This window comes from Ramlibacter sp., from assembly GCF_029866045.1.
Taxonomy (GTDB): Bacteria; Pseudomonadota; Gammaproteobacteria; order Burkholderiales; family Burkholderiaceae_C; genus Ramlibacter.
Genome location: NZ_JARXAB010000071.1, coordinates 1 through 19,548, shown reverse-complemented (window position 1 = coordinate 19,548; position 19,548 = coordinate 1). Strand labels below are relative to the sequence as shown.

General features: G+C 64.1%; 19 protein-coding genes and 2 pseudogenes. 7 read left to right on the top strand and 14 right to left on the bottom strand.

The window, feature by feature from the left end; genetic code table 11:
• Positions 1–2,498 (bottom strand): pyruvate dehydrogenase (acetyl-transferring), homodimeric type (gene aceE / locus QE494_RS08215; protein WP_300042440.1); only part of this gene is annotated, 2,498 nt, incomplete at its 3' end.
• A gap of 129 nt (positions 2,499–2,627) precedes the next feature.
• Here aceE and QE494_RS08210 point away from each other — a divergent pair.
• The gene (locus QE494_RS08210) at positions 2,628–3,095 is read left to right on the top strand and encodes an Lrp/AsnC family transcriptional regulator (RefSeq protein WP_300042439.1); all 468 of its coding nucleotides are present in this window, start codon (positions 2,628–2,630) and stop codon (positions 3,093–3,095) included.
• 84 nt (positions 3,096–3,179) lie between these two features.
• Here QE494_RS08210 and QE494_RS08205 read toward each other — a convergent pair whose 3' ends face one another.
• The 11 genes from QE494_RS08205 to QE494_RS08155 all read right to left on the bottom strand — a co-directional run bounded on the left by QE494_RS08205 (position 3,180) and on the right by QE494_RS08155 (position 11,154).
• Complete coding sequence (locus QE494_RS08205) at positions 3,180–4,274, bottom strand: hypothetical protein (protein WP_300042438.1); 1,095 nt, start codon at positions 4,272–4,274, stop codon at positions 3,180–3,182.
• A 35-nt stretch (positions 4,275–4,309) separates the two neighbouring features.
• Positions 4,310–4,747, bottom strand: coding sequence for a polymer-forming cytoskeletal protein (locus QE494_RS08200; protein WP_300042437.1), 438 nt, complete (start codon positions 4,745–4,747; stop codon positions 4,310–4,312).
• On the bottom strand, positions 4,725–5,756 hold the full coding sequence (locus tag QE494_RS08195; protein WP_300042436.1) for a M23 family metallopeptidase: 1,032 nt from the start codon (positions 5,754–5,756) through the stop codon (positions 4,725–4,727). The genes QE494_RS08200 and QE494_RS08195 overlap by 23 nt, the downstream gene beginning before the upstream one ends.
• Before the next feature lie 13 nt (positions 5,757–5,769).
• Positions 5,770–6,174, bottom strand: a complete 405-nt coding sequence (locus QE494_RS08190) for a polymer-forming cytoskeletal protein (protein WP_300042435.1) — start codon at positions 6,172–6,174, stop codon at positions 5,770–5,772.
• Between the two features lie 323 nt (positions 6,175–6,497).
• Positions 6,498–7,142: an urease accessory protein UreG gene (gene ureG / locus QE494_RS08185; protein ID WP_300042434.1), complete on the bottom strand. Its 645-nt coding sequence runs from the start codon at positions 7,140–7,142 to the stop codon at positions 6,498–6,500.
• The gene (locus QE494_RS08180; protein ID WP_300042433.1) at positions 7,139–7,876 is read right to left on the bottom strand and encodes an urease accessory protein UreF; all 738 of its coding nucleotides are present in this window, start codon (positions 7,874–7,876) and stop codon (positions 7,139–7,141) included. Before QE494_RS08180 ends, ureG begins: the two co-directional genes overlap by 4 nt.
• Entirely contained in the window at positions 7,848–8,519 is a 672-nt protein-coding gene (ureE, locus tag QE494_RS08175; protein WP_300042432.1) for an urease accessory protein UreE, read from the bottom strand. Before ureE ends, QE494_RS08180 begins: the two co-directional genes overlap by 29 nt.
• Positions 8,520–8,559: 40 nt before the next feature.
• On the bottom strand, positions 8,560–10,278 hold the full coding sequence (ureC, locus tag QE494_RS08170; RefSeq protein WP_300042431.1) for an urease subunit alpha: 1,719 nt from the start codon (positions 10,276–10,278) through the stop codon (positions 8,560–8,562).
• Positions 10,279–10,587 carry an urease subunit beta gene (locus QE494_RS08165; RefSeq protein WP_300042430.1) on the bottom strand — a complete coding sequence of 103 codons (309 nt, stop codon included), beginning with the start codon at positions 10,585–10,587 and terminating at the stop codon, positions 10,279–10,281.
• Positions 10,587–10,754: a hypothetical protein gene (locus QE494_RS08160; protein WP_300042429.1), complete on the bottom strand. Its 168-nt coding sequence runs from the start codon at positions 10,752–10,754 to the stop codon at positions 10,587–10,589. Before QE494_RS08160 ends, QE494_RS08165 begins: the two co-directional genes overlap by 1 nt.
• 97 nt (positions 10,755–10,851) lie before the next feature.
• Positions 10,852–11,154 (bottom strand): urease subunit gamma, encoded by a 303-nt coding sequence (locus QE494_RS08155; RefSeq protein ID WP_300042428.1) that lies wholly within the window; start codon positions 11,152–11,154, stop codon positions 10,852–10,854.
• 354 nt (positions 11,155–11,508) lie between these two features.
• Between QE494_RS08155 and QE494_RS08150 the strand changes: the two are divergent.
• A pseudogene (locus QE494_RS08150) lies at positions 11,509–12,090 on the top strand (LuxR C-terminal-related transcriptional regulator); the annotation flags it as partial.
• Positions 12,091–12,143: 53 nt separating this feature from the next.
• Here QE494_RS08150 and QE494_RS08145 read toward each other — a convergent pair.
• A complete protein-coding gene (locus tag QE494_RS08145; RefSeq protein ID WP_300042427.1) occupies positions 12,144–13,130 on the bottom strand; it encodes a hypothetical protein in 987 nt (328 codons plus the stop codon).
• A gap of 272 nt (positions 13,131–13,402) precedes the next feature.
• On the opposite strand from QE494_RS08145, the gene urtA reads away from it, so the two are divergent.
• The 5 genes from urtA (at position 13,403) to urtE (ending at position 19,209) form a co-directional block, all read left to right on the top strand.
• Entirely contained in the window at positions 13,403–14,680 is a 1,278-nt protein-coding gene (gene urtA / locus QE494_RS08140; RefSeq protein WP_300042426.1) for an urea ABC transporter substrate-binding protein, read from the top strand.
• A gap of 205 nt (positions 14,681–14,885) precedes the next feature.
• Positions 14,886–16,460 (top strand): urea ABC transporter permease subunit UrtB, encoded by a 1,575-nt coding sequence (gene urtB, locus QE494_RS08135; protein ID WP_300042425.1) that lies wholly within the window; start codon positions 14,886–14,888, stop codon positions 16,458–16,460.
• 1 nt (position 16,461) lies between these two features.
• The gene (urtC, locus tag QE494_RS08130) at positions 16,462–17,613 is read left to right on the top strand and encodes an urea ABC transporter permease subunit UrtC (protein WP_300042424.1); all 1,152 of its coding nucleotides are present in this window, start codon (positions 16,462–16,464) and stop codon (positions 17,611–17,613) included.
• The gene (urtD, locus tag QE494_RS08125; RefSeq protein WP_300042423.1) at positions 17,610–18,491 is read left to right on the top strand and encodes an urea ABC transporter ATP-binding protein UrtD; all 882 of its coding nucleotides are present in this window, start codon (positions 17,610–17,612) and stop codon (positions 18,489–18,491) included. Before urtC ends, urtD begins: the two co-directional genes overlap by 4 nt.
• A gap of 13 nt (positions 18,492–18,504) precedes the next feature.
• Complete coding sequence (gene urtE / locus QE494_RS08120) at positions 18,505–19,209, top strand: urea ABC transporter ATP-binding subunit UrtE (RefSeq protein WP_300042422.1); 705 nt, start codon at positions 18,505–18,507, stop codon at positions 19,207–19,209.
• 81 nt (positions 19,210–19,290) lie between these two features.
• On the opposite strand, the pseudogene QE494_RS08115 reads toward urtE, so the two are convergent.
• Positions 19,291–19,548, bottom strand: a pseudogene (locus QE494_RS08115) (hypothetical protein); the annotation flags it as partial.

Genomic DNA, 19,548 nt, shown 5'->3' with positions numbered 1-19,548 from the left:
GTGGCCGCAACAATGGGGCCACCACTTTCTTCCAGCATCTGGGCGACATAAGGCGTCGTCTCTGCCGAACCCGCCAACGGATCGATGCAGCGTTGGCCTTCGCGGGCCAGCTCACTCCAACTCGTCACGCTGAACACCGTCGAAGAAATTCCCTCTGAGGCCAGCATCTCTGCCGCCTTGATCACCTCGGTGAGGATGGCGCCCGATCCCATGAGCGTGACTTCATCAGCGCCTCCTGCACCTCCTGTGCCTCCTGCAAGGCCTGCAGGGCCTGGCACGGCGGCGTAGCGTGCCAAGCGGTAGCCGCCCTTGATCACGCCTTCCACCGCCGCATTCGGCAGGCTGGGCTGGGCGTAGTTTTCGTTCATGGCAGTGATGTAGTAGAAAACGTCTTGCTGCTCCTCCATCATCTCGCGCATGCCCCGGTCCACGATCACTGCGAGCTCGCCGGCAAAGGCCGGGTCATAGGCCTTGCAATTGGGAATGGTGGCGGCCACCACGTGGCTGGTGCCGTCTTGGTGCTGCAGCCCCTCGCCGCCCAGAGTGGTACGCCCGGAGGTGGCGCCAATGAGGAAGCCGCGGGCGCGCTGGTCTGCAGCGGCCCAGATCTGGTCACCCACGCGCTGGAAGCCAAACATGGAGTAGTAGATGTAGAAGGGCAGCATGGCCAGGCCATGCACGCTGTAGCTGGTGCTGGCCGCCGTCCAGCTGGCCAGTGCGCCCGCCTCCGAGATGCCTTCTTCCAGAATCTGCCCGTCCTTGGCCTCCCGGTAACTCAAAACGGAGCCGATGTCTTCTGGCGCATAGCGCTGGCCCACGCTGGAGTAAATGCCAACCTGCTTGAACAGATTGGCCATGCCAAAAGTGCGCGCCTCATCGGCCACGATGGGGACAATGCGTTGCCCCAGGTTCTTGTCCTTGAGCAAATTGCCCAGCATGCGCACAAAGGCCATGGTGGTGCTCATTTCCTTGCCCTCGGCCTGAGTAGCAAACTGGCCATAGGAGGCCAGCGCCGGCACCGGCACCTGGTCGCATTGGGTCAAGCGCTTTGGCAAGAAGCCGCCCAGGCTCTGGCGCTTCTCATGCATGTAGACCATCTCGGCGCTGTCGGCCGGTGGCCGGTAGAACTCGAGTGCGGTCACCTGGGCATCGGTCAGCGGCAACTGAAAACGGTTGCGGAAGGCGATCAAGTCGGTTTCGTCGAACTTCTTGTGGCTGTGCGTGGTCATCTTGCCCTGGCCCGCGCTGCCCATTCCGTAGCCCTTCTTGGTATGAGCCAGGATGACGGTGGGTTTGCCCGGGTGCTTGAGGGCCGCCGCGTAGGCCGCGTGGATTTTTACGAGGTCATGGCCGCCCCGTTTGAGTCGGTCAATTTGCTCGTCGGTCATGCCTTCTGCCAAGGCCGCCAACTCCGCGTTCTGACCAAAGAATGTCTCGCGGTTGAACCGACCATCTTTGGCGGCAAAGGCCTGCATTTGTCCGTCCACGGTGTTTGCAAAAGCCTTTTTCAACGCACCGCTGTGGTCTCGCGCAAAGAGGCCGTCCCAGTCACTGCCCCACACCAGCTTGATCACGTTCCAGCCGGCGCCGGCGAAGAGCTCCTCCAGCTCGTCGATGATGCGTCCATTGCCGCGGACCGGGCCGTCCAGGCGCTGCAAGTTGCAGTTCACCACCCACACCAAATTGTCCAAGCCTTCGCGAGCCGCCAGGGTGAGGGCGCTCATGCTCTCGGGCTCGTCCATCTCGCCGTCTCCGAAGACGCCCCAGACTTTGCGGTCGGAGCAGTCCAGCAAGCGCCTGTCCGTGAGGTAGCGCATGAAGCGGGCGTGGTAGATCGAGCTGATCGGACCGATGCCCATGGACCCGGTGGGGAACTGCCAGAATTCGGGCATCAAGTAGGGATGCGGGTAACTGCACAGGCCACGGGCACTGTCGCCCGCCGGCGACTTGGGTGAAGTGAGCTCCTGGCGATATAGCGTCAAGTCCGCTTCGGTGAGCCGCCCTTCCAAGTAGGCCCGTGCGTACACACCTGGCGCGCTGTGCGGCTGAAAGAAGACCAGATCGCCGAGATGCGGCGCTCCCTGATGGTCGCCGCGGGCCCGAAAGAAATGATTGAAGCCCACTTCAAACAAATCCGCCGCGCTTGCATAACTGGCAATGTGACCACCCAACTCGCCATAGGCTTCATTGGCGCGCACCACCATGGCCAGGGCGTTCCAGCGCATCAACGACGCCAGCCGCTCCTCAATCGCCAGATCGCCTGGAAAGGCCGGCTGCTGGTCGACAGCAATGGTGTTGACGTAGGGCGTCTTGAGCGAGGGCTTCCAGGCAATGGCGGGGTCACGCCCCATGTCGCTGAGCATGTTCAACATCTCGCGCGTGCGCTCTGGGCCAGCGGCCGCAAGCAGCGAGAGCAGCGCATCACGCCACTCCTGGGTCTCCGCGGGGTCGCTGTCGAGGCGGGTGACGCTTTCGTTCTGTTCAATCGAAGAGGGCATAAAAACTCAATAAGAAGAGCTGGGGCGTGAGTCCAACTGTAGAATTCAAACGCCGGTATTTGCAGCTTAAATTGCAGGTTGATCGGCCTCATTACGGCACGTTATTCTGTAAAAGAACTGAATAAAAGCATGGCGAACTTAGACGGCACAGATCGCAAGATTCTCAATGCCTTGCAGGAGGACTCCAGCATTTCGAATGTGGAGCTGGCTCGCAAGGTGCATCTCTCGCCTTCCCCCTGCCTTGCGCGGGTGCGTGCGCTGGAGGCCCAAGGGCTGATTCGCAGCTATGTGGCCTTGCTCGACCCGCAGCAGCTGGGCCTGCATCTGAACGTGTTCATTTCGATCAGTCTCAAACAGCAAAGCCGCAAGGCCTTGCAGGCTTTCGAGGACCGAATTTGCACGCGCGAGGAGGTCATGGAGTGCTACCTCATGACGGGTGAGTCTGATTACCTCATTCGCGTCGCTGTTGCCGACATGCCCTCACTCGAGGTCTTCATCTTGGAGCAGCTCTCACCCATCGCCCAGGTGGAGAAAATTCGCTCCAGTTTTGCCCTCAAGCAAGTGCGGTACAAGACCGCGCTGCCCATCGGCGCGTAGAGGCGACTTCGCGGCACGCTGATAACAAGTGCGGCCCTTCGAAAACAAAAAAGCGCCAGGTGGCGCTTTTTTTGGGGGGCGCACTCAACGCGCCTGTAGCACCAAGGTCCCGGCGCTCAAGGCCGGGTCTTCGAGCGGTACCCGCACACCCTGGTAGAACAGGCGTATGTCGGCCCACCGGGCGGCTTGCAGGGTGAAGGGCGGCGTTCCGCTGGAGCTGATGCGCTCGCCTTCAGTGAGGATGAGCTCGGACCTCTTTTGCAGGGCGTCGGTGACGCAGACCACAGTGGCATGCACCGCCTCTATGTAGATGTAGCCCGCATCTCGCAGGGCCCGATCCGGCGTGAAGACGGCAGGTTCACCCTGTGCGGGCGGGCACTTCAGTTCTGCCTTGCCTGGCAACGCCGCCGCAGCCGGTGCGTTAGCAGCGGCCACTACCGAAACGTCCGCCGCAGCCGGCGCTGAACTCGGTGCCGAGGGGACCTGGCGCGTCTCGGCCAACGCTTCGGGCGCGGCAGCGGGCAGGGCCACCGGCCCGGGGGACTGCGGCCGGCTCAGCCAGGCCAGGAAACCCACGACCGCAACACCCACCACCAGGACGCCGAGCCAGAAGCGGCCCCCAGTGTTGGCAGCCCCTGCGGGCGGTGGTCCCCCAGGCGAGGGCGCGTCCAGAGGATCGGTCCGGGTAGTGGTCGGCGCCTTGGCCTCAGCGAGGGGCGCAGGCAGTTGTGGAGCAGCCGGGGGTTCAGCCCCTTGCGCGCTGACCGCTGGCGCGGCCATGCGGTCCCTCTGGCCAAGGCGCTGTGGGTTGGTGACGAGCGCGGGAGCCCGTTCAGCAGCGGGGGCTGCCGCAGGCGTGAAGATGGGAGCGGGTGCGGCGACATGAGCCGGTGCAGCGGCTGGAGCGGATGCCGTGGCAGGGGTGGATGCCGCGGCAGGCGTGGATGCCGCGGCAGGCGGATGGGCGGCGGGTGTGTGCCCTAACCGCGCCAGCACGGCACGGCCGGTGTGGGACTTGATGCGGTCGGAGTAGAACTGTTTGCTGCCGCCTTCTTCTAGCTCGGCCAGCTGGCCAATTGACAGTGCGCAGCGCCTGGCGAGTGCGGCGCGGTCTATCCCCGCGGCCTGGCGCAGCTCGCGAAGCAGCTTGGCGTCGCCGGAGGTCCAGGTCTGTTCCATCCGCATCGCTCCTTGCGGGGCAAGGTGGCCGCCCTTCAGGCAGCGTGTACCAGTTCGCCTTCGATCAGCGCGCCGCGCTGGATGGCCACTGTGCGGTAGGTGATGCGACCGACGACGCGTGCCTTGCTGGCGATGAACAGTTCGTCGCAGACCGCGGTGCCGACGAAGGCGCCCTTGACATGGAGCGACTTGCTCGTCACCTGGCCTTCGATGGCGCCCCGCGGGCCGATGTTGACCACGTCGGTGCTCACCGTCCCCTTGATGAAGCCTTCGACATGCAGCACGCCCTTGGCGGAGATGTCGCCCTGGAGGGTGAAGCCTTCGCTGATGACGGAGGGTTTGCTGCGATCGAGCAGGAATCCCGCCCCGGCGCTGTCACTTCCACCGCGCTGGGTGTCGCCCTTGCCATCGTCTGCGTCGCTGCTGTCGACGAAGTCCTCGTCGACGGAATTATTTTTGGGTTTGCCGAACATATTGGGCCGTCTGTATGACTTTCTTGGGGTCGACCTGGTAGCTGCCGACCAGGACTTCAAAGTGCAGGTGCTTGCCCGTTGACTGGCCAGTGTTGCCCACCAGGCCCAGGGGCGTTCCTTGTTCGACTGTGTCGCCTTGCTTGACGAAGATTTTGTCGAGGTGGCCGTAGATCGTCTCGACGCCGCGGTCATGGCGAATCAGGACGGCATTGCCCAAGTTGCCGTGGTAGCCGGCGACGAGCACCTTGCCGGATTTGACGGCCAGCACCCGGTCGTCGCCATTTTGCGGCTTGATGTCGATGCCGGCATGCAGACTGGGCTTGTTCGTGACGGGGTGCGGGCGGATACCAAAGTCGGAGGTGATGGTGTAGTCCGGCAGCGGCATGCGGTCCGGCAGTGCCTCCAGCACGCTGCGCAGCTCTCGGTTGGCGGCCGTTTCCTTGGCGAAGGCGCCGCCAAGCAGCGGGTTTTCGTTGAAGGCTTCGTTCACGCCGCCTACTGGCTGGGTGCTCTGAATGAGGCTGATCACCTTGCCATTGAGGCCCGATGAACTCATCAGGCTACGCAAATCGTTGTTGCGGGCTGCCAGGGTCTCGGTCCAGTCGCCCACGTACTGGCGGATCTGCATATCGCGCTCGCGGATCGAGCGCGCCATTTCCAGCATGTCGTCTTGGGAGTACTCGCCAGATTGCAAGTCGGGGTTGATACCGGCCGACTGCAGGGCGAAGAAGATTTGTCGGTGCGAATGCTCCAGCATGATCTTGCGGGTTTGCAGCCACCCGGCTGTGACGGTCATGCCCACTGCCATGGTGGTCAGGAAGCCCATCACCAGGATCGTTGCGCGCACCGCATTACGCTGAACCCTGGCCGAAATGACCAGGTACTTCAGGTCCCCCTGCTGCTCCAGGATGATCCGGGAGTCGTGGTACTCACGGTGCCACATACCGAGGGCCAGGCGTGTCCAATGGACCACCTTGCCGGGGCGGCGAAGCCAGCGCAGAAATACCACTTGCTAACTCGCCTTAGGCGGCGTCCGTGTCGTGGCCGAGTGCAGCCATGGCGGCCGCATTGGCCGGGGCTTCTTGCGCAGAGACCGGGCCGATGGAGCCCTGAATCACGCCGCCCTTTTCAATTTCGATTTCGCCGTAGTGGGCTTTGCCGCTCACGACACCGGTGCTGCGCACACAGAGGAACTCGCTGGCGCTCAGCGTGTCGTAGGTGCGGCCGTGCACGTCGGCCGTGCGCACATTCACCTGGCCGGACAGCGAGCCCTGAGGGCCCACCAGCAGCTCGCCGGCTTGCAAGCCGCCTTCGAGGGTGCCGTTGATCACGGCCATGCCCGGGACCATGAGATGGCCGACCACCTTCACGCCTTCGCCAATGATCAGGTTGCCGGGTGCGTCGTACTTGCCTGCGGGATTGGACACGGTAATGCCTTCGACTGTTCGTGTTCTAGCGCGGGGACGGTGACGCCAAGCCGGCTTCGGCTTGGCTACGTGCCTGCGGTGATTTCAAAAAAACGAGGGGCCGAGTCTACTGGCCTTTGGCTGGAAAAGCGATGTAGCCGGAGGTATGAATCGAGCTGCTTTTCGCGGGGTGAATCGGCGCTAATTCACTCGGCTTGAGCGCCGGGGATGGTGATAAATGGCACTTTGCTCACATGAAAGCCACATTCGCATGGGAGGAGTGGCCACTTCTTTCTCACAATAGCGCTCATTATTGAGATGATGAGCACTTTAATACGCATTATTTACGCGGCGGCAAGCATGCCTTTTTGTTCGATGAATTTCACGACTTCGTTCACGCCGGTGTGCGTTTTGAGGTTGGTCATCACAAAGGGCTTGCCCTGGCGCATGCGCTCGGTGTCCAGGCGCATCACCTCCAGGTCGGCGCCCACATGCGGTGCCAGGTCGGTTTTGTTGATGACGAACAGGTCACTCTTGGTGATGCCCGGCCCGCCCTTGCGCGGGATTTTTTCGCCTGCGGCCACGTCAATCACATAGATGGTGAGGTCTGACAGCTCGGGGCTGAAGGTGGCGGCCAGGTTGTCGCCGCCCGATTCGACAAACACCACGTCGGCCTCGGGAAACTGCGCCAGCATGCGGTCGATGGCCTCCAGATTGATGGAGGCGTCCTCGCGGATAGCGGTGTGGGGGCAGCCGCCAGTTTCCACGCCCATGATGCGCTCGGCCTGCAAAGCGCCGCTCACGGTGAGAAGGCGCTGGTCTTCTTTGGTGTAGATGTCGTTGGTGATGGCCACCAGGTCCCAGCGCTCACGCATGGCCTTGCACAGCATTTCGAGCAGGGTGGTCTTTCCTGATCCGACGGGTCCGCCGATCCCCACGCGCAGGGGCGGCAGCTTCTTGGTGCGGTGGGCGATGTGGTGCAGGCTCATGATCGGAAGAGGCGTGAGTATTGGTGTTCATGCCGGGCCGAGAGAACGGCCAGCATGGGCGAGAAAGATTGGCGCTCGTCGTCGGGCAGGGCCAGGGCGGTGTCGACGGCAGCCGGGATTTCGGTGGCCAGGCGCGCGAGGATGCGCTGGCCCGCACTCTGCCCCAGGGGGACGGATTTGATCGCGGCCTGGGCCATGTTTTCGGCCCAGCCGAAGGCAAAGCCCAGGGCGATGGCGCGGGCGCCGGCGCCGGCCTGCATGGCCGCTTGGGAGGCCAGCGCGTAGGCCACAGGGTAGGTGAGGTGACCTAGGGCCACTGCACGCGCCGCGTGATCGGGCCGCACCGTCTTGAGCCACTCGACCAGTGAGCGGCCCATCTGCTCGGACTGCAGGCGAAGCTCTTGGGTCTCGCGGGTGCGCAGCACCCAGTCGTCCAGTTCGCGCAGGCGCAGGGTGTCGCCGCGGTCCCAGGCGGGCAGCGCCTGAACCAGCACCGCCAGGTCGGCACGGGCCAGCGCCAGGTGCAACTGGTCGGCCAGCCAATCGGCAGCGCTCGGGCCGTCGGTGACACGGCCTGCGTCAACCGCAGCTTCCAGGCCCTCTGAATAGGAGAAGCCTCCCACCGGCAGTGCGGGGGAGGCCAGCCAGATCAGGTGCAGGAGCGCGGCGTCGCTAGCCCCAACGGCCGAGCCGGTTCCAGCAGCCTCAGTGATCGTGCTTGCAGCCGGGGCCATGGACATGTCCGTGGTCGTGGTCGTGGTCGTGGCCTTGTTGATGCGCCTGGACCTCCGTCGGGGAATGGGTGTGTGTGTGTCCCGCCTCACGGGTGTGGTCATGCGCGTGGTCATGGTGGTGTCCATGGCCTTGCGACTTCCCGTGTGAATCCTCGTTCGGGTGCTCGTGCGAGTGCCCATGTCCCCCGTGCGCACCGTAAGCGCCAGCCTCCGGCTCGAACGGCGCCTGAGCTTCATGCACGATCAGGTGCATGGACCGGAGCATCGCGGCCAGCACATGGTCGGGTTCGATCTGCAGACGGTCGGGTCGCAGCTCGATCGGGACATGACGGTTGCCCAGGTGATAGGCCGCGCGGGTCAGGTCGAAGGGCGTGCCGTGCTGCGTGCAGTGGGTGATGACCAGCACCGCCTGCGGCGCGGCAATCACCCGCACCAGGGAGCCGTCCTCGGCCACCAGCACGTCACCGCCGCGCACCACGCTGCCGCGCGGCAGAAAGATGCCGATCGTGCGGCCCGAGGAGTCGGTGCTTTCAAAGCGGCTTTTTTGGCGCAGGTCCCAGTCCAGTTCGATCGTAGGAGCGCGTTTGATGAGCGCAGACGCGAGGCCGCGGCCGGCGGGAAGGAGCTTGTTGGCGATCAGCATGGTGTGCAGGTTAGCAAACCTGCGAGTTGGATCGGAAGGCTCAGAACAGGAAGTAGCGCTGCGCCATCGGCAGCACCTTCGCTGGCTCACAGGTGAGCAACTGCCCGTCGGCGCGGACCGCGTAGGTCTGCGGGTCGATCTCCATGCGGGGCAGGAGGTCGTTGTGGATCATGTGCTGCTTGCGCACCCGGCGGATGTCCCGAGCCGCACTCACCACCTTGGACAAGCCATAGCGCTCTGGCGCGCCGGCGGCCAAGGCCGCTTGCGAGACGAAGGTGATGGACGACTTTGCCAGCGCACCGCCGTAGCTGCCGAACATCGGCCGGTAGTGCACCGGCTGCGGGGTGGGGATCGAGGCATTGGCATCGCCCATGGCCGCCATCGCGATGGTTCCGCCCTTGACGATGAGCGTTGGCTTGACGCCGAAGAAGGCCGGCTTCCACAGCACCAGGTCGGCCCACTTACCCACCTCGATGCTGCCCACCTCGTGGCTGATGCCGTGGGCGATGGCCGGGTTGATGGTGTACTTGGCCACGTAGCGTTTGACGCGCGCGTTGTCGTTTCGCTCGTTGTCGCCCGGCAGCTTGCCGCGTTGCATCTTCATCTTGTGCGCGGTCTGCCAGCAGCGCAGGATCACCTCGCCGACACGGCCCATGGCCTGCGAGTCGGAGGAGAACATACTGATGGCCCCCAGGTCGTGCAGGATGTCTTCGGCGGCAATGGTTTCCTTGCGGATCCGGCTCTCGGCAAAGGCCAGGTCTTCGGCGATGGCCGGGTCCAGGTGGTGGCACACCATCAGCATGTCCACATGCTCGTCGAGCGTGTTGACGGTGTAGGGCATGGTGGGGTTGGTTGAAGAAGGCAGGAAGTTCGCCTCGCCCACCACCCGCAGGATGTCCGGCGCGTGTCCGCCCCCCGCGCCCTCGGTGTGGAAGGCGCAGATGCCGCGGCCTTTGGTGGCGGCGATGGTGTCTTCGACAAAGCCCGACTCGTTGAGGGTGTCCGAGTGAATGGCCACCTGAATGTCCATCTCGTCGGCCACGTCCAGACAGTTGCTGATCGCGCTGGGCGTTGTGCCCCAATCCTCATGCAGCTTGAGGCCAATGGCGCCAGCGGCGATTTGCTCGCGCAGGGCCTGAGGCTGGCTGGCGTTGCCCTTGCCCATGAAGCCGAGATTCATCGGGAAGGCGTCGGCCGCCTGCAGCATGCGCTCCATGTGCCAGGGGCCGGGTGTGCAGGTGGTGGCAAAGGTACCGGTGGCCGGGCCCGTGCCGCCACCGAACATGGTGGTGATGCCGGAGGACAGAGCCTCTTCGATCTGCTGCGGGCAGATGAAGTGGATGTGCGTGTCAATGCCGCCGGCGGTGACGATGCTGCCCTCACAGGCAATCACCTCAGTGCCAGGGCCGATGATGATGTTCACGCCCGGCTGGGTGTCTGGGTTACCGGCCTTGCCAATGGCTACGATGCGTCCGCCGAGCAGGCCGATGTCGGCCTTGATGATGCCCGAGTGGTCGACGATGAGCGCATTGGTCAGCACCGTGTCCACAGCGCCTTCGGCGCGGCTCCGCTGGCTCTGGGCCATGCCGTCACGGATGGTTTTGCCGCCACCGAATTTCACCTCTTCGCCGTAGCCGCCGGCGCGCAGGGTGAAGTCTTGCTCGACCTCGATCACCAGGTCGGTGTCGGCCAGTCGCACCCGGTCTCCCACCGTGGGGCCAAAAATTTCCGCGTAGGCGCGGCGCCCAATACTGCTCATCTAGGAAATCTTCCCTTGCACAAGACCGCGAAACCCGAAGACGGCGCGGTCGCCGGCGTAATCGACCAGTTCTACCGTGCGTTGCTGACCCGGCTCGAAGCGCACCGCCATGCCCGAGGGGATGTTCAGGCGCATGCCGCGCGCGGCGGCGCGGTCGAAGTCGAGCGCGCTGTTGGTCTCTGCGAAGTGGTAGTGCGAGCCGACCTGGATGGGCCGATCAGCCGCATTGCGTACCACCAGTGTGAGCGTGCGCCGGCCTGGGTTGAGGCTGTGCGCGCCCTCGTCGAGGATCAATTCGCCGGGCGTCATCACTTGCCACCCCGGCCGAACCACAGCGCCGCGGCGACGGCCGCCAGGGCCACGATCAAGCCTACCGCGTCAGTGGCGTGCCCGTGGGCTCCCTCCAGGCCATGCCCTTCGTGGGCAAAGGCGTGGGTGGCAAACCAGGTGGTGAGGAAGGCAGAAAGATGTTTCATGGCAGGCTTTTTGTCGGGCTCTGGTTCAGGCGCTGAGGGTTCACAAGTGGGGCGTGCGTGAGGCAGGCTGGGTCATGGGTCCAGGCATTGAGGGCGCTCAGACAATCGGCTGGTGCACCGTGACCAGTTTGGTGCCGTCGGGGAAGGTGGCCTCGACCTGAATGTCGTGGATCATTTCGGGCACGCCCTCCATGACGTCCTCACGCGTGAGCACGCTGCGACCCTCGCTCATGAGGGCGGCCACCGACTTGCCGTCGCGAGCGCCTTCCATCACGGCGGCCGAGATCAGGGCCACCGCTTCCGGGTAATTGAGCTTGAGGCCGCGGGCCCGCCGCCGTTCGGCCACCAGGGCTGCAGTGAACAACAGCAACTTGTCTTTTTCGCGGGGCGTGAGGTCCATGGTGTCTCGGTTCGTTCGTCAAATCTGCTTGCAATCGGCGTGCCCGGGCTGACGCTGGGGTCGGGCGGTGCTGGCGTGGCGTGGATTTTGCAGTTGTCCTGTCCACATGAACGCCAGAATCCGTCCCGTCCCCCGCTGCCTGTCCCGCTTCAGCTTGGCCAGCTCACCCGCTCCTGGTGCATCCGGGCAGTTGGCCCCCTATTTTGGGGCTCGGCCGGATGCGCCGCACTTGAATGGTGCTTTTCTCCGGGGTGGTGGTGCATGAACGCAGTAATGCAACCCCGTGTCGAACGCTGGGGCGAGGCCATGGTGTTCGATCGCCGTGGCGAGGAGGAAGCGCTTGAGAATGCGCAGCGCCTGGCGCGCCAGGCCGGCAACGCCTTGGACGCCTTTGGCCATGCCTGCGTCACCCTGCGCGTGAGGGACGGTCGACTGCTGTGGCAGACGCCTTTGGCGCGCGACCTCCTCAGCACCTGGTTTCCGGAGGACGTGGCCCGGCGTCCGCTGCACGCGCCGCAGGCGGTGCTGGATTGGCTGCGCCGTCACCTCGCGGACGCGTTCCGGCAGGTAGAGCCGCCCCGTTTTTCACTTTCCGAGGGCGCACGCCGCCTGACCCTGCGCCTGCACCAGCAGACCGGCGATGAGGACGACGGCGGCGGCGAGTGGCTGATCGTCATGCGCGAGGAGTCCGACGCCTCGTTCATCGCCGCCATCTGCGACGCCTTCCGGCTCACCGCCCGCGAGGCTGAGGTGATTTACTGGGTGGTCAAGGGCAAGATCAACCGCGACATCGCCGACATCGTGGGCGCCAGCCCGGCGACGGTGAAAAAGCACCTGGAGCATGTCTTCGCCAAGCTCGGCGTGGAGACCCGCACCGCCGCTGCGGCGATGGTGCTGGGGCGGGTGCGGCAACTGAGCCCGCAGGGCGAGGGCTGAGGCCCCGAGCGCTGGCCTGGCCTCCCTGGTCTGGCCTGGGGCCGCGCGTTCGTTTAGTCGAAGTTCAGCCCCAGCGTCTTGCGCCTGGCCATCTGTTCCTGAGTCATGGGTGCGTCAGCGGCGGGGGAGCCGGCGGCCGATGCGGCCGACGAGGCGGTGGTAGAGGGCGAGGGGGAGGACGAACTCTCTGCTGCGCCCCAGGCAGTCTTCGCCAAAGTGCGTTCGTGCTTGGCGTCCAAGCCCTGCGCCACGTCTTCCCACGCTTCGAGGGTGGGCAGCTTGGGCGGCGGCGGGTAGTCCCGCTTGATCTGGTCGATCACGCGCTCGACCACACGGTTGATTTGCCTCGGCGTCATCGTTCCATCGGCTTCCCTCGGCGCCCTGTCCATCGCGGCCCGGAACTGCTCCATGCAGGCGGCCCGGAAGTCGGGCTTGAACACAGGGTCGGTGCCGGCGCGGTCACGACTGTCCATCCGGAACCGTGCGAGGTCGTCGTCCTCGACGGCGGCTGCCAGCGCGAAGTTCATCAGGCCGTAGGCGCATTTGTGGATGTTGTCGGTGCTCGTCAGCGGGTCATCGGGGTACCTCATCGACGTATCTGCGAAGTTGCGGCTGGCGCTCTCGAAGCGATTGACCATCCGCGCGGCGGAAGTCAATGCCGAGCCCACATTCTCTAGCTCCGTATCGGTGATTTCTTTGTCCATGAGTTCAGTCAGCGCCCTGACCACCAGGGCCTTGTCGCCAACCGCCACGCTGCTCAAGGCGGGCCTCAAGCTGGCGGTAGAGCGTCCGTACTCCTCACTCAGCAGCTTGCGAAGGCCGGTGAGCAACTCCTGCGCGCGTTGGACTTTTGCGTCCCTGCCCAGCTTTGTGTCCCCGAAGAGTCTCTCGCTGGCGAGTCGGCCGGTGCCCGCCGTGGTTTCGCCCGCCTGTTTGAGCAGCTCGACGGTCAGGGGTTTGCTCTGCCCATTGGCGAGAGGAATCTGTGGGCGGTGAATGGGGAGGGGAATCTGCGGGCGTTGGCCGGCGGTGCGAAGCATGTGACACCTATTGATGAGTTACTGTCGGATGAGTATTTGGTATTAACTCCAAAGAGTCAATGATGGGCTGTTCTGACTGACCTGGCTTGAACTGGCTTGGCCGGGTGGCCGCCGGCGGCCATCGGATGTACGCCACGTGGCGTATTGGCCAATCCGGTGCACTTTCCCAGAATTCACTACGTCATCGCCCGGTTCTCTCCTTCTTCTTCATGGCCGGGCGCTCGATAGATGGTTTGAAGTTCCTTTTTCCGCTCACACAACCTGGAGTTCGCATGCAACGCCGTTTCACCCTCAAGGCCCTGGCCGTCGCCACTTCCCTGGCAGCTGCCGGACTTTCCCCCGCTTTTGCCCAATCGGGCGGCACCATCAAGGTCGGCGTGCTGCACAGCCTGTCCGGCACGATGGCCATTTCCGAGACCGTCCTCAAGGACACCGTCCTGATGGCGATCGAAGAGATCAACGCCAAGGGCGGCGTGCTCGGCAAGAAGCTCGAGGCGGTGGTGGTCGACCCCTCCTCCAACTGGCCGCTGTTCGCCGAAAAGGCCAAGCAGCTGCTGACGCAAGACAAGGTCGCCGTGACCTTCGGCTGCTGGACCTCGGTGTCCCGCAAGTCGGTGCTGCCGGTATTCGAAGAGCAAAACGGTCTGTTGTTCTACCCTGTGCAGTACGAGGGTGAAGAGCTGTCCAAGAACGTGTTCTACACCGGTGCGGCGCCCAACCAGCAGGCCATCCCCGCGGTGGAATACCTGATGTCCAAGGAAGGCGGCAGCGCCAAGCGCTTCGTGCTCCTGGGCACCGACTATGTGTACCCCCGTACCACCAACAAGATCCTGCGCGCCTTCCTCAAGTCCAAGGGCGTGAAGGATTCGGACATCGACGAGAAGTACACCCCCTTCGGCCACAGCGACTACCAGACCATCGTTGCCGACATCAAGAAGTTCTCCGCTGGCGGTAAGACCGCGGTGATCTCCACCATCAACGGTGACTCCAACGTTCCCTTCTACAAGGAGCTGGGCAACGCCGGCCTCAAGGCCAAGGACGTGCCGGTGGTCGCCTTCTCCGTGGGCGAAGAAGAACTGCGCGGCGTGGACACCAAGCCGCTGGTCGGCCACCTGGCCGCCTGGAACTACTTCATGTCGGTCAAGAACCCGACCAATGACGAGTTCACCAAGAAGTGGGCGGCCTACGCCAAGGCCAAGGGCATCGCCGGTCACAAGGACAAGGCCCTGACCAACGACCCGATGGAAGCCACCTACATCGGCATCTACATGTGGAAGCAGGCCGTCGAAAAGGCCAAGACCACGGATGTGGACAAGGTCATCGCCGCCATGGCGGGTCAGACCTTCAAGGCACCGTCGGGCTTCACCGCCAAGATGGACGAGAAGAACCATCACCTGCACAAGCCGGTGTTCATCGGTGAAGTCAAGGCCGACGGCCAGTTCAACGTGGTCTGGAAGACCCCCGGCCCGGTCAAGGCCAAGCCCTGGTCGCCCTTCATCGAAGGCAACGACAAGAAGAAGGATGAGCCGGACGGCAAGACAAAGATCTAAGTCTCACAAATCGCTTGCGCGATTTGCTCGAGAGCTTAGTCAGTGAGAAAGGGACCGGCAGAGCCGGTCCCTTTCTCACTGGGGGCCCTGCTGCGCGTTGCTGCGCCGGGCCCGGCGGCCGGCGCGGCCAGCTTGTGCTCGGGGTTGGCGCGGGTCTTGCATCGCTTTGGTGCGACGGTTCGCGCCGTCCACTTGAAAGATCTGAATGCTTGTGAGAACACTCTTCCTAATTGCCCTGTCCTGGGGCGTTGCATCCGCCCACGCACTGACCGTGGAGGAGGCCCGGGCCGTCGCCCTTGGCGAGACAGACGCCCGCATCGCCGCCTTGAGCAAGGCCGTGGCCAATGCCGACGACAAGACCGCCGCGTACCTGCAGGCCCTGGCCGACGATTCGGTCAAGGCAGCGGGTGACAAGGTCTTCATCGTGAAAGACGGCAAAGGCATTGACCCGGTCTCCGGAGCCCCGGTCGACATCCCCGCGGACGCCGAGGACGTGGTGAGCAACAACCGCATGCGCGGCGAGCTCGACACCGCCCTGGGTGCGATCCGCCTCTTTTCGCCCAACGCCAAGGAGCGCGCAGCCTCAGTCAAGGCCCTGGCCGCTGAGCCTGATGCCTCGCGCTTGCCCCTGGTGGAAAAAGCCTTGCAGTCCGAGCAGGTCGAGTCCATTCGCGCCCAATTGGTGCTGGCCCGCGCTGCCATCCTGATTGCCAGCGACGACCCGGCCAAGCGCACGGAGGCGGCCCGTTCCTTGGCCAGCAGCCGTGACCCCGTGACCAAGACGCTTCTTTTGGCACGACTCAAGGAGGAGGCCGACCCCGCAGTCAAATCTGCGCTGGAAGTCGCCTTGCGCCAAGTGGAGTCCAGCCTGGCCTGGGCCGACCGGGCCGGTCAGATGTTCTCCGGCCTGTCACTGGGCTCCATCTTGCTGCTGGTGGCCCTGGGGCTGGCCATCACCTACGGCCTCATGGGCGTGATCAACATGGCCCACGGCGAGCTGATGATGATTGGCGCCTACGCTACCTATGTGGTGCAGGGCGTGTTCCGCAGCTACTTTCCGGGCGCCTTTGACTGGTACCTGCTGGCCGCATTGCCCGTGGCCTTCGGTGCCTCGGCGGTGATGGGTGCGATCCTCGAACGCAGCGTGATTCGCTTCCTTTATGGCCGTCCGCTGGAAACGCTGCTGGCCACCTGGGGCATCAGCCTGATGCTCATGCAGGGTGTTCGAACGGTGTTTGGTGCGCAGAACGTGGGCGTTGAAAACCCGAGCTGGATGTCTGGCGGCGTGGTGGTCATGGGCGCGCTGCAGCTGCCTTGGAACCGCATCATCATCATCGGCTTTGCGCTGGCGGTACTCGCCGGCATGGCTTGGCTGATCGCCCGCACCCGCTTGGGTCTGTTCGTACGTGGAGTCACCCAGAACCGGCCCATTGCCTCGTGCATGGGTGTCAACACCGCACGCATCGACACCTACGCCTTTGCGCTGGGCTCGGGCATTGCCGGCCTCGCCGGCTGCGCACTGAGCCAGATCGGCAATGTGGGTCCGGACCTCGGACAGGGCTATATCGTGGACTCTTTCATGGTGGTGGTGCTCGGCGGTGTGGGTCAGCTCGCCGGCACGGTGTATGCCGCGCTGGGGCTGGGCATTCTCAACAAGTTCCTCGAGGGTTGGGCCGGTGCGGTGCTGGCCAAGATTGCGGTGCTCGTGTTCATCATCGTGTTCATTCAGAAACGCCCGCAGGGGATCTTTGCGGTCAAAGGCCGCTCGGCGGAGGCTTGAGATGACGCATCAAGCCTCTTCTTCCGCAACGCCCGTGGCCGTCCTGCTGCCTGCGCCGGTTCCACTGCTTTCCCGCAATGGCTGGGCCGGCTTCCTTGTCGCTCTGATCGTCGTGGGCGCGATCGCCCCCGTCCTCAATCTGTGGGTGCCCGAGGGCAGTGCCTTCCATATGTCGGACTATGCAGTGGCCCTGATCGGCAAGATCATGTGCTACGCCATCTGCGCTCTGGCCATGGACCTGATCTGGGGCTACACCGGCATCCTGTCTCTGGGGCACGGCCTGTTCTTTGCGCTCGGCGGCTATGTCATGGGCATGTACCTCATGCGCCAGATCGGCCGCGACGGCAACTACAAGAGCGACCTGCCCGACTTCATGGTGTTCCTCGACTGGAAGGAGCTGCCCTGGCACTGGGCCCTCAGCGACAGTTTCATTGCGACCCTGGTGCTGGTGGTGTTGGTGCCGGCGCTGGTGGCCTTCGTGTTCGGCTTCTTCGCCTTCCGCTCGCGCATCAAGGGGGTGTACTTCTCGATCATCACCCAGGCGCTCACCTTCGCGGCGATGCTGCTCTTTTTCCGCAACGAGACCGGCTTTGGCGGCAACAACGGCTTTACCGACTTCAAGCGAATTTTGGATATGCCTTTGGCCACCCAATCGATGCGCATGACGCTGTTCGTGCTGACCGGTGTCACGCTGCTGGGGTTTTTCCTGCTGGCGCGTGCGCTGGTGCAGTCCAAATTCGGCCGGGTGCTGCAGGCGGTCCGTGACGCCGAGTCGCGGGTGATGTTCTCCGGCTACTCCCCCTTCGGCTACAAGCTCACCATCTGGGTGATCTATGCGGTGATGTGCGGCGTGGCCGGTGCCCTGTATGTGCCGCAGATCGGCATCATCAATCCCGGTGAGATGAGCACCGCCGCCTCGATCGAGATCGCGGTCTGGGCTGCCGTCGGTGGGCGCGCCAGCCTGGTGGGCCCCATCGTCGGCGCCTTCCTGGTCAACGGCGCGAAGAGCTGGCTCACCGTCACTGCACCCGAGTTCTGGCTGTACTTCCTCGGTGCGCTGTTCATCGCGGTGACGCTGTTCATGCCGCAGGGGGTGGTGGGGCTGTGGACGCGCTTTGTGCGCAGGAACAGCAAGAAGGAGACACGCGCATGACGCCCGACCTGTTGGAAGCCGGCACCGAGCGCCGGCAGGCCTACACCGCGCGTACCCAGGACGAGGCGCTGTTGACCGAGTCGGGTGGCCGCGCCGCGGGTTACGGGCGTGTGGCCCAGGCCGGTGAGGTGGACACCACCCACGGCCGCATCCTGTACCTGGAAGATGTGCACGTGAGCTTTGACGGCTTCAAGGCGATCAATGGCCTGTCGCTGGACATCGCCCCCGGCGAGCTGCGCTGCATCATCGGCCCCAACGGCGCAGGCAAGACCACGATGATGGACATCATCACCGGCAAGACCCGGCCCGACACCGGAACGGTCTTCTTCGGCTCCACCATCGACTTGCTTCGCTACAAGGAGGCCGAGATCGCCCAGCTGGGCATCGGCCGCAAGTTCCAGAAGCCCACTGTGTTCGAGCAGCTCACCGTGTTCGAAAACCTGGAGCTGGCGCTCAAGACCGATAAGGGCGTCAAGGCCTCGATGTTCTTCCGGCTCGACTCGGTCCAGTCCGACCGCCTGGCCGAGGTGCTGCACACCATTCATTTGGCGGGTGACTTGGGCCGGCAGGCCGGCAACCTCAGTCATGGTCAGAAGCAGTGGCTGGAGATTGGCATGCTGCTGATGCAAGACCCCAAGCTGCTGCTGCTCGACGAGCCGGTGGCCGGCATGACCGACGAAGAAACCGCACGCACCGCAGAACTCTTTCTGTCCCTTAAGGGCAAGCATTCGCTGATGGTGGTGGAGCACGACATGAGCTTCATCCGTGCCATTTCGGACATCGTCACCGTGCTGTGTGATGGCTCGGTGCTGGCCCAGGGCACGCTGGATCAGGTGCAGGCCGACGAGCGGGTGATCGAGGTCTACCTCGGCCGCTGAAGAAAGATACGCGATGCTCACTGTCAAGAATATCCAGCAGTACTACGGCGGCTCTCACATCCTGCGCGATGTGAGTCTGGAGGTGCCTCCCGGACAGGTCACCGTGCTTCTGGGCCGCAACGGCGTGGGCAAGACCACGCTGCTCAAGTCGCTCATGGGCCTGGTGCCGATCAAAAGCGGCAGTATTCAATTCGAGGGCCAGGCCATCGACGCGATGACGCCGTACCAGCGCGCTCGCGCCGGCATCGGCTTCGTGCCCCAGGGCCGCGAGATCTTTGCCCGGCTCACCGTTGAAGAAAACCTGCGCATGGGTCTGGCCTACAAGAGCGCGTCCACCCCGATACCGCCGCAGCTCTTTGAACTCTTTCCCGTGTTGAAGCAGATGCTGCATCGGCGGGGCGGCGACCTGTCTGGCGGACAGCAGCAGCAGCTGGCCATTGCCCGGGCCATGGCTGCCGGCCCCAAGCTGGTGATCCTCGATGAGCCCACGGAGGGCATCCAGCCGTCCATCATCAAGGACATTGGGCGGGTGATCCGCATGCTGGCGCACGAGGGCCTGAACGGTCAGCGAGTTGGCGTTTTGCTGGTGGAGCAGTACTACGACTTCGCCGAAGAACTGGCCGACCACTACCTGGTGATGGAACGCGGCGAGGTGATCGCCCGCGGTCCGGGTCAGGAGATGCAGGCCAAGGGCATCCGGCAACTCGTGGCGATCTGAACGGATGCGGCAGAGCGCCGCACCGGTGATGGGCCGATCTGCTTGATCCGCTGCCTTGCGGGCGGTGCGAGCCCGGAGTGCTTAGCGCTCGGGCTCGGGCATCGGTGACTGCTCCTCGAGCCTTTCGCTCTCTTCGAAGCTGGACCCGCTGTCCTTTTCTTCAGGCAGCAGATCGTCGCCGTCCTTGCCGATGTCGTCGGACGGCGGCGGGGTAGACGCCGGCATGCCCGCGCCCATTTCCCCCATGTCGCCGCCACCGGGTTTTTGCGCGGTAGGCGCAGCTTCTGGCGCGGGAACTTGGATGGCCGCCCTCCGCAAGATGCCGCCGCCGGCGACGCT

Coding starts and splice junctions, on each gene's coding strand:
- QE494_RS08155 (WP_300042428.1), bottom strand. CDS start 11,154: ATGGACCTCACGCCCCGCGAAAAAGACAAGTTGCTGTTGTTCACTGCA.
- urtC (WP_300042424.1), top strand. CDS start 16,462: ATGACGCATCAAGCCTCTTCTTCCGCAACGCCCGTGGCCGTCCTGCTG.
- urtB (WP_300042425.1), top strand. CDS start 14,886: ATGCTTGTGAGAACACTCTTCCTAATTGCCCTGTCCTGGGGCGTTGCA.
- ureG (WP_300042434.1), bottom strand. CDS start 7,142: ATGAGCCTGCACCACATCGCCCACCGCACCAAGAAGCTGCCGCCCCTG.
- ureC (WP_300042431.1), bottom strand. CDS start 10,278: ATGAGCAGTATTGGGCGCCGCGCCTACGCGGAAATTTTTGGCCCCACG.
- urtD (WP_300042423.1), top strand. CDS start 17,610: ATGACGCCCGACCTGTTGGAAGCCGGCACCGAGCGCCGGCAGGCCTAC.
- QE494_RS08160 (WP_300042429.1), bottom strand. CDS start 10,754: ATGAAACATCTTTCTGCCTTCCTCACCACCTGGTTTGCCACCCACGCC.
- QE494_RS08145 (WP_300042427.1), bottom strand. CDS start 13,130: ATGCTTCGCACCGCCGGCCAACGCCCGCAGATTCCCCTCCCCATTCAC.
- QE494_RS08205 (WP_300042438.1), bottom strand. CDS start 4,274: ATGGAACAGACCTGGACCTCCGGCGACGCCAAGCTGCTTCGCGAGCTG.
- QE494_RS08210 (WP_300042439.1), top strand. CDS start 2,628: ATGGCGAACTTAGACGGCACAGATCGCAAGATTCTCAATGCCTTGCAG.
- QE494_RS08165 (WP_300042430.1), bottom strand. CDS start 10,587: ATGACGCCCGGCGAATTGATCCTCGACGAGGGCGCGCACAGCCTCAAC.
- urtE (WP_300042422.1), top strand. CDS start 18,505: ATGCTCACTGTCAAGAATATCCAGCAGTACTACGGCGGCTCTCACATC.
- urtA (WP_300042426.1), top strand. CDS start 13,403: ATGCAACGCCGTTTCACCCTCAAGGCCCTGGCCGTCGCCACTTCCCTG.
- QE494_RS08180 (WP_300042433.1), bottom strand. CDS start 7,876: ATGGCCCCGGCTGCAAGCACGATCACTGAGGCTGCTGGAACCGGCTCG.
- QE494_RS08200 (WP_300042437.1), bottom strand. CDS start 4,747: ATGTTCGGCAAACCCAAAAATAATTCCGTCGACGAGGACTTCGTCGAC.
- ureE (WP_300042432.1), bottom strand. CDS start 8,519: ATGCTGATCGCCAACAAGCTCCTTCCCGCCGGCCGCGGCCTCGCGTCT.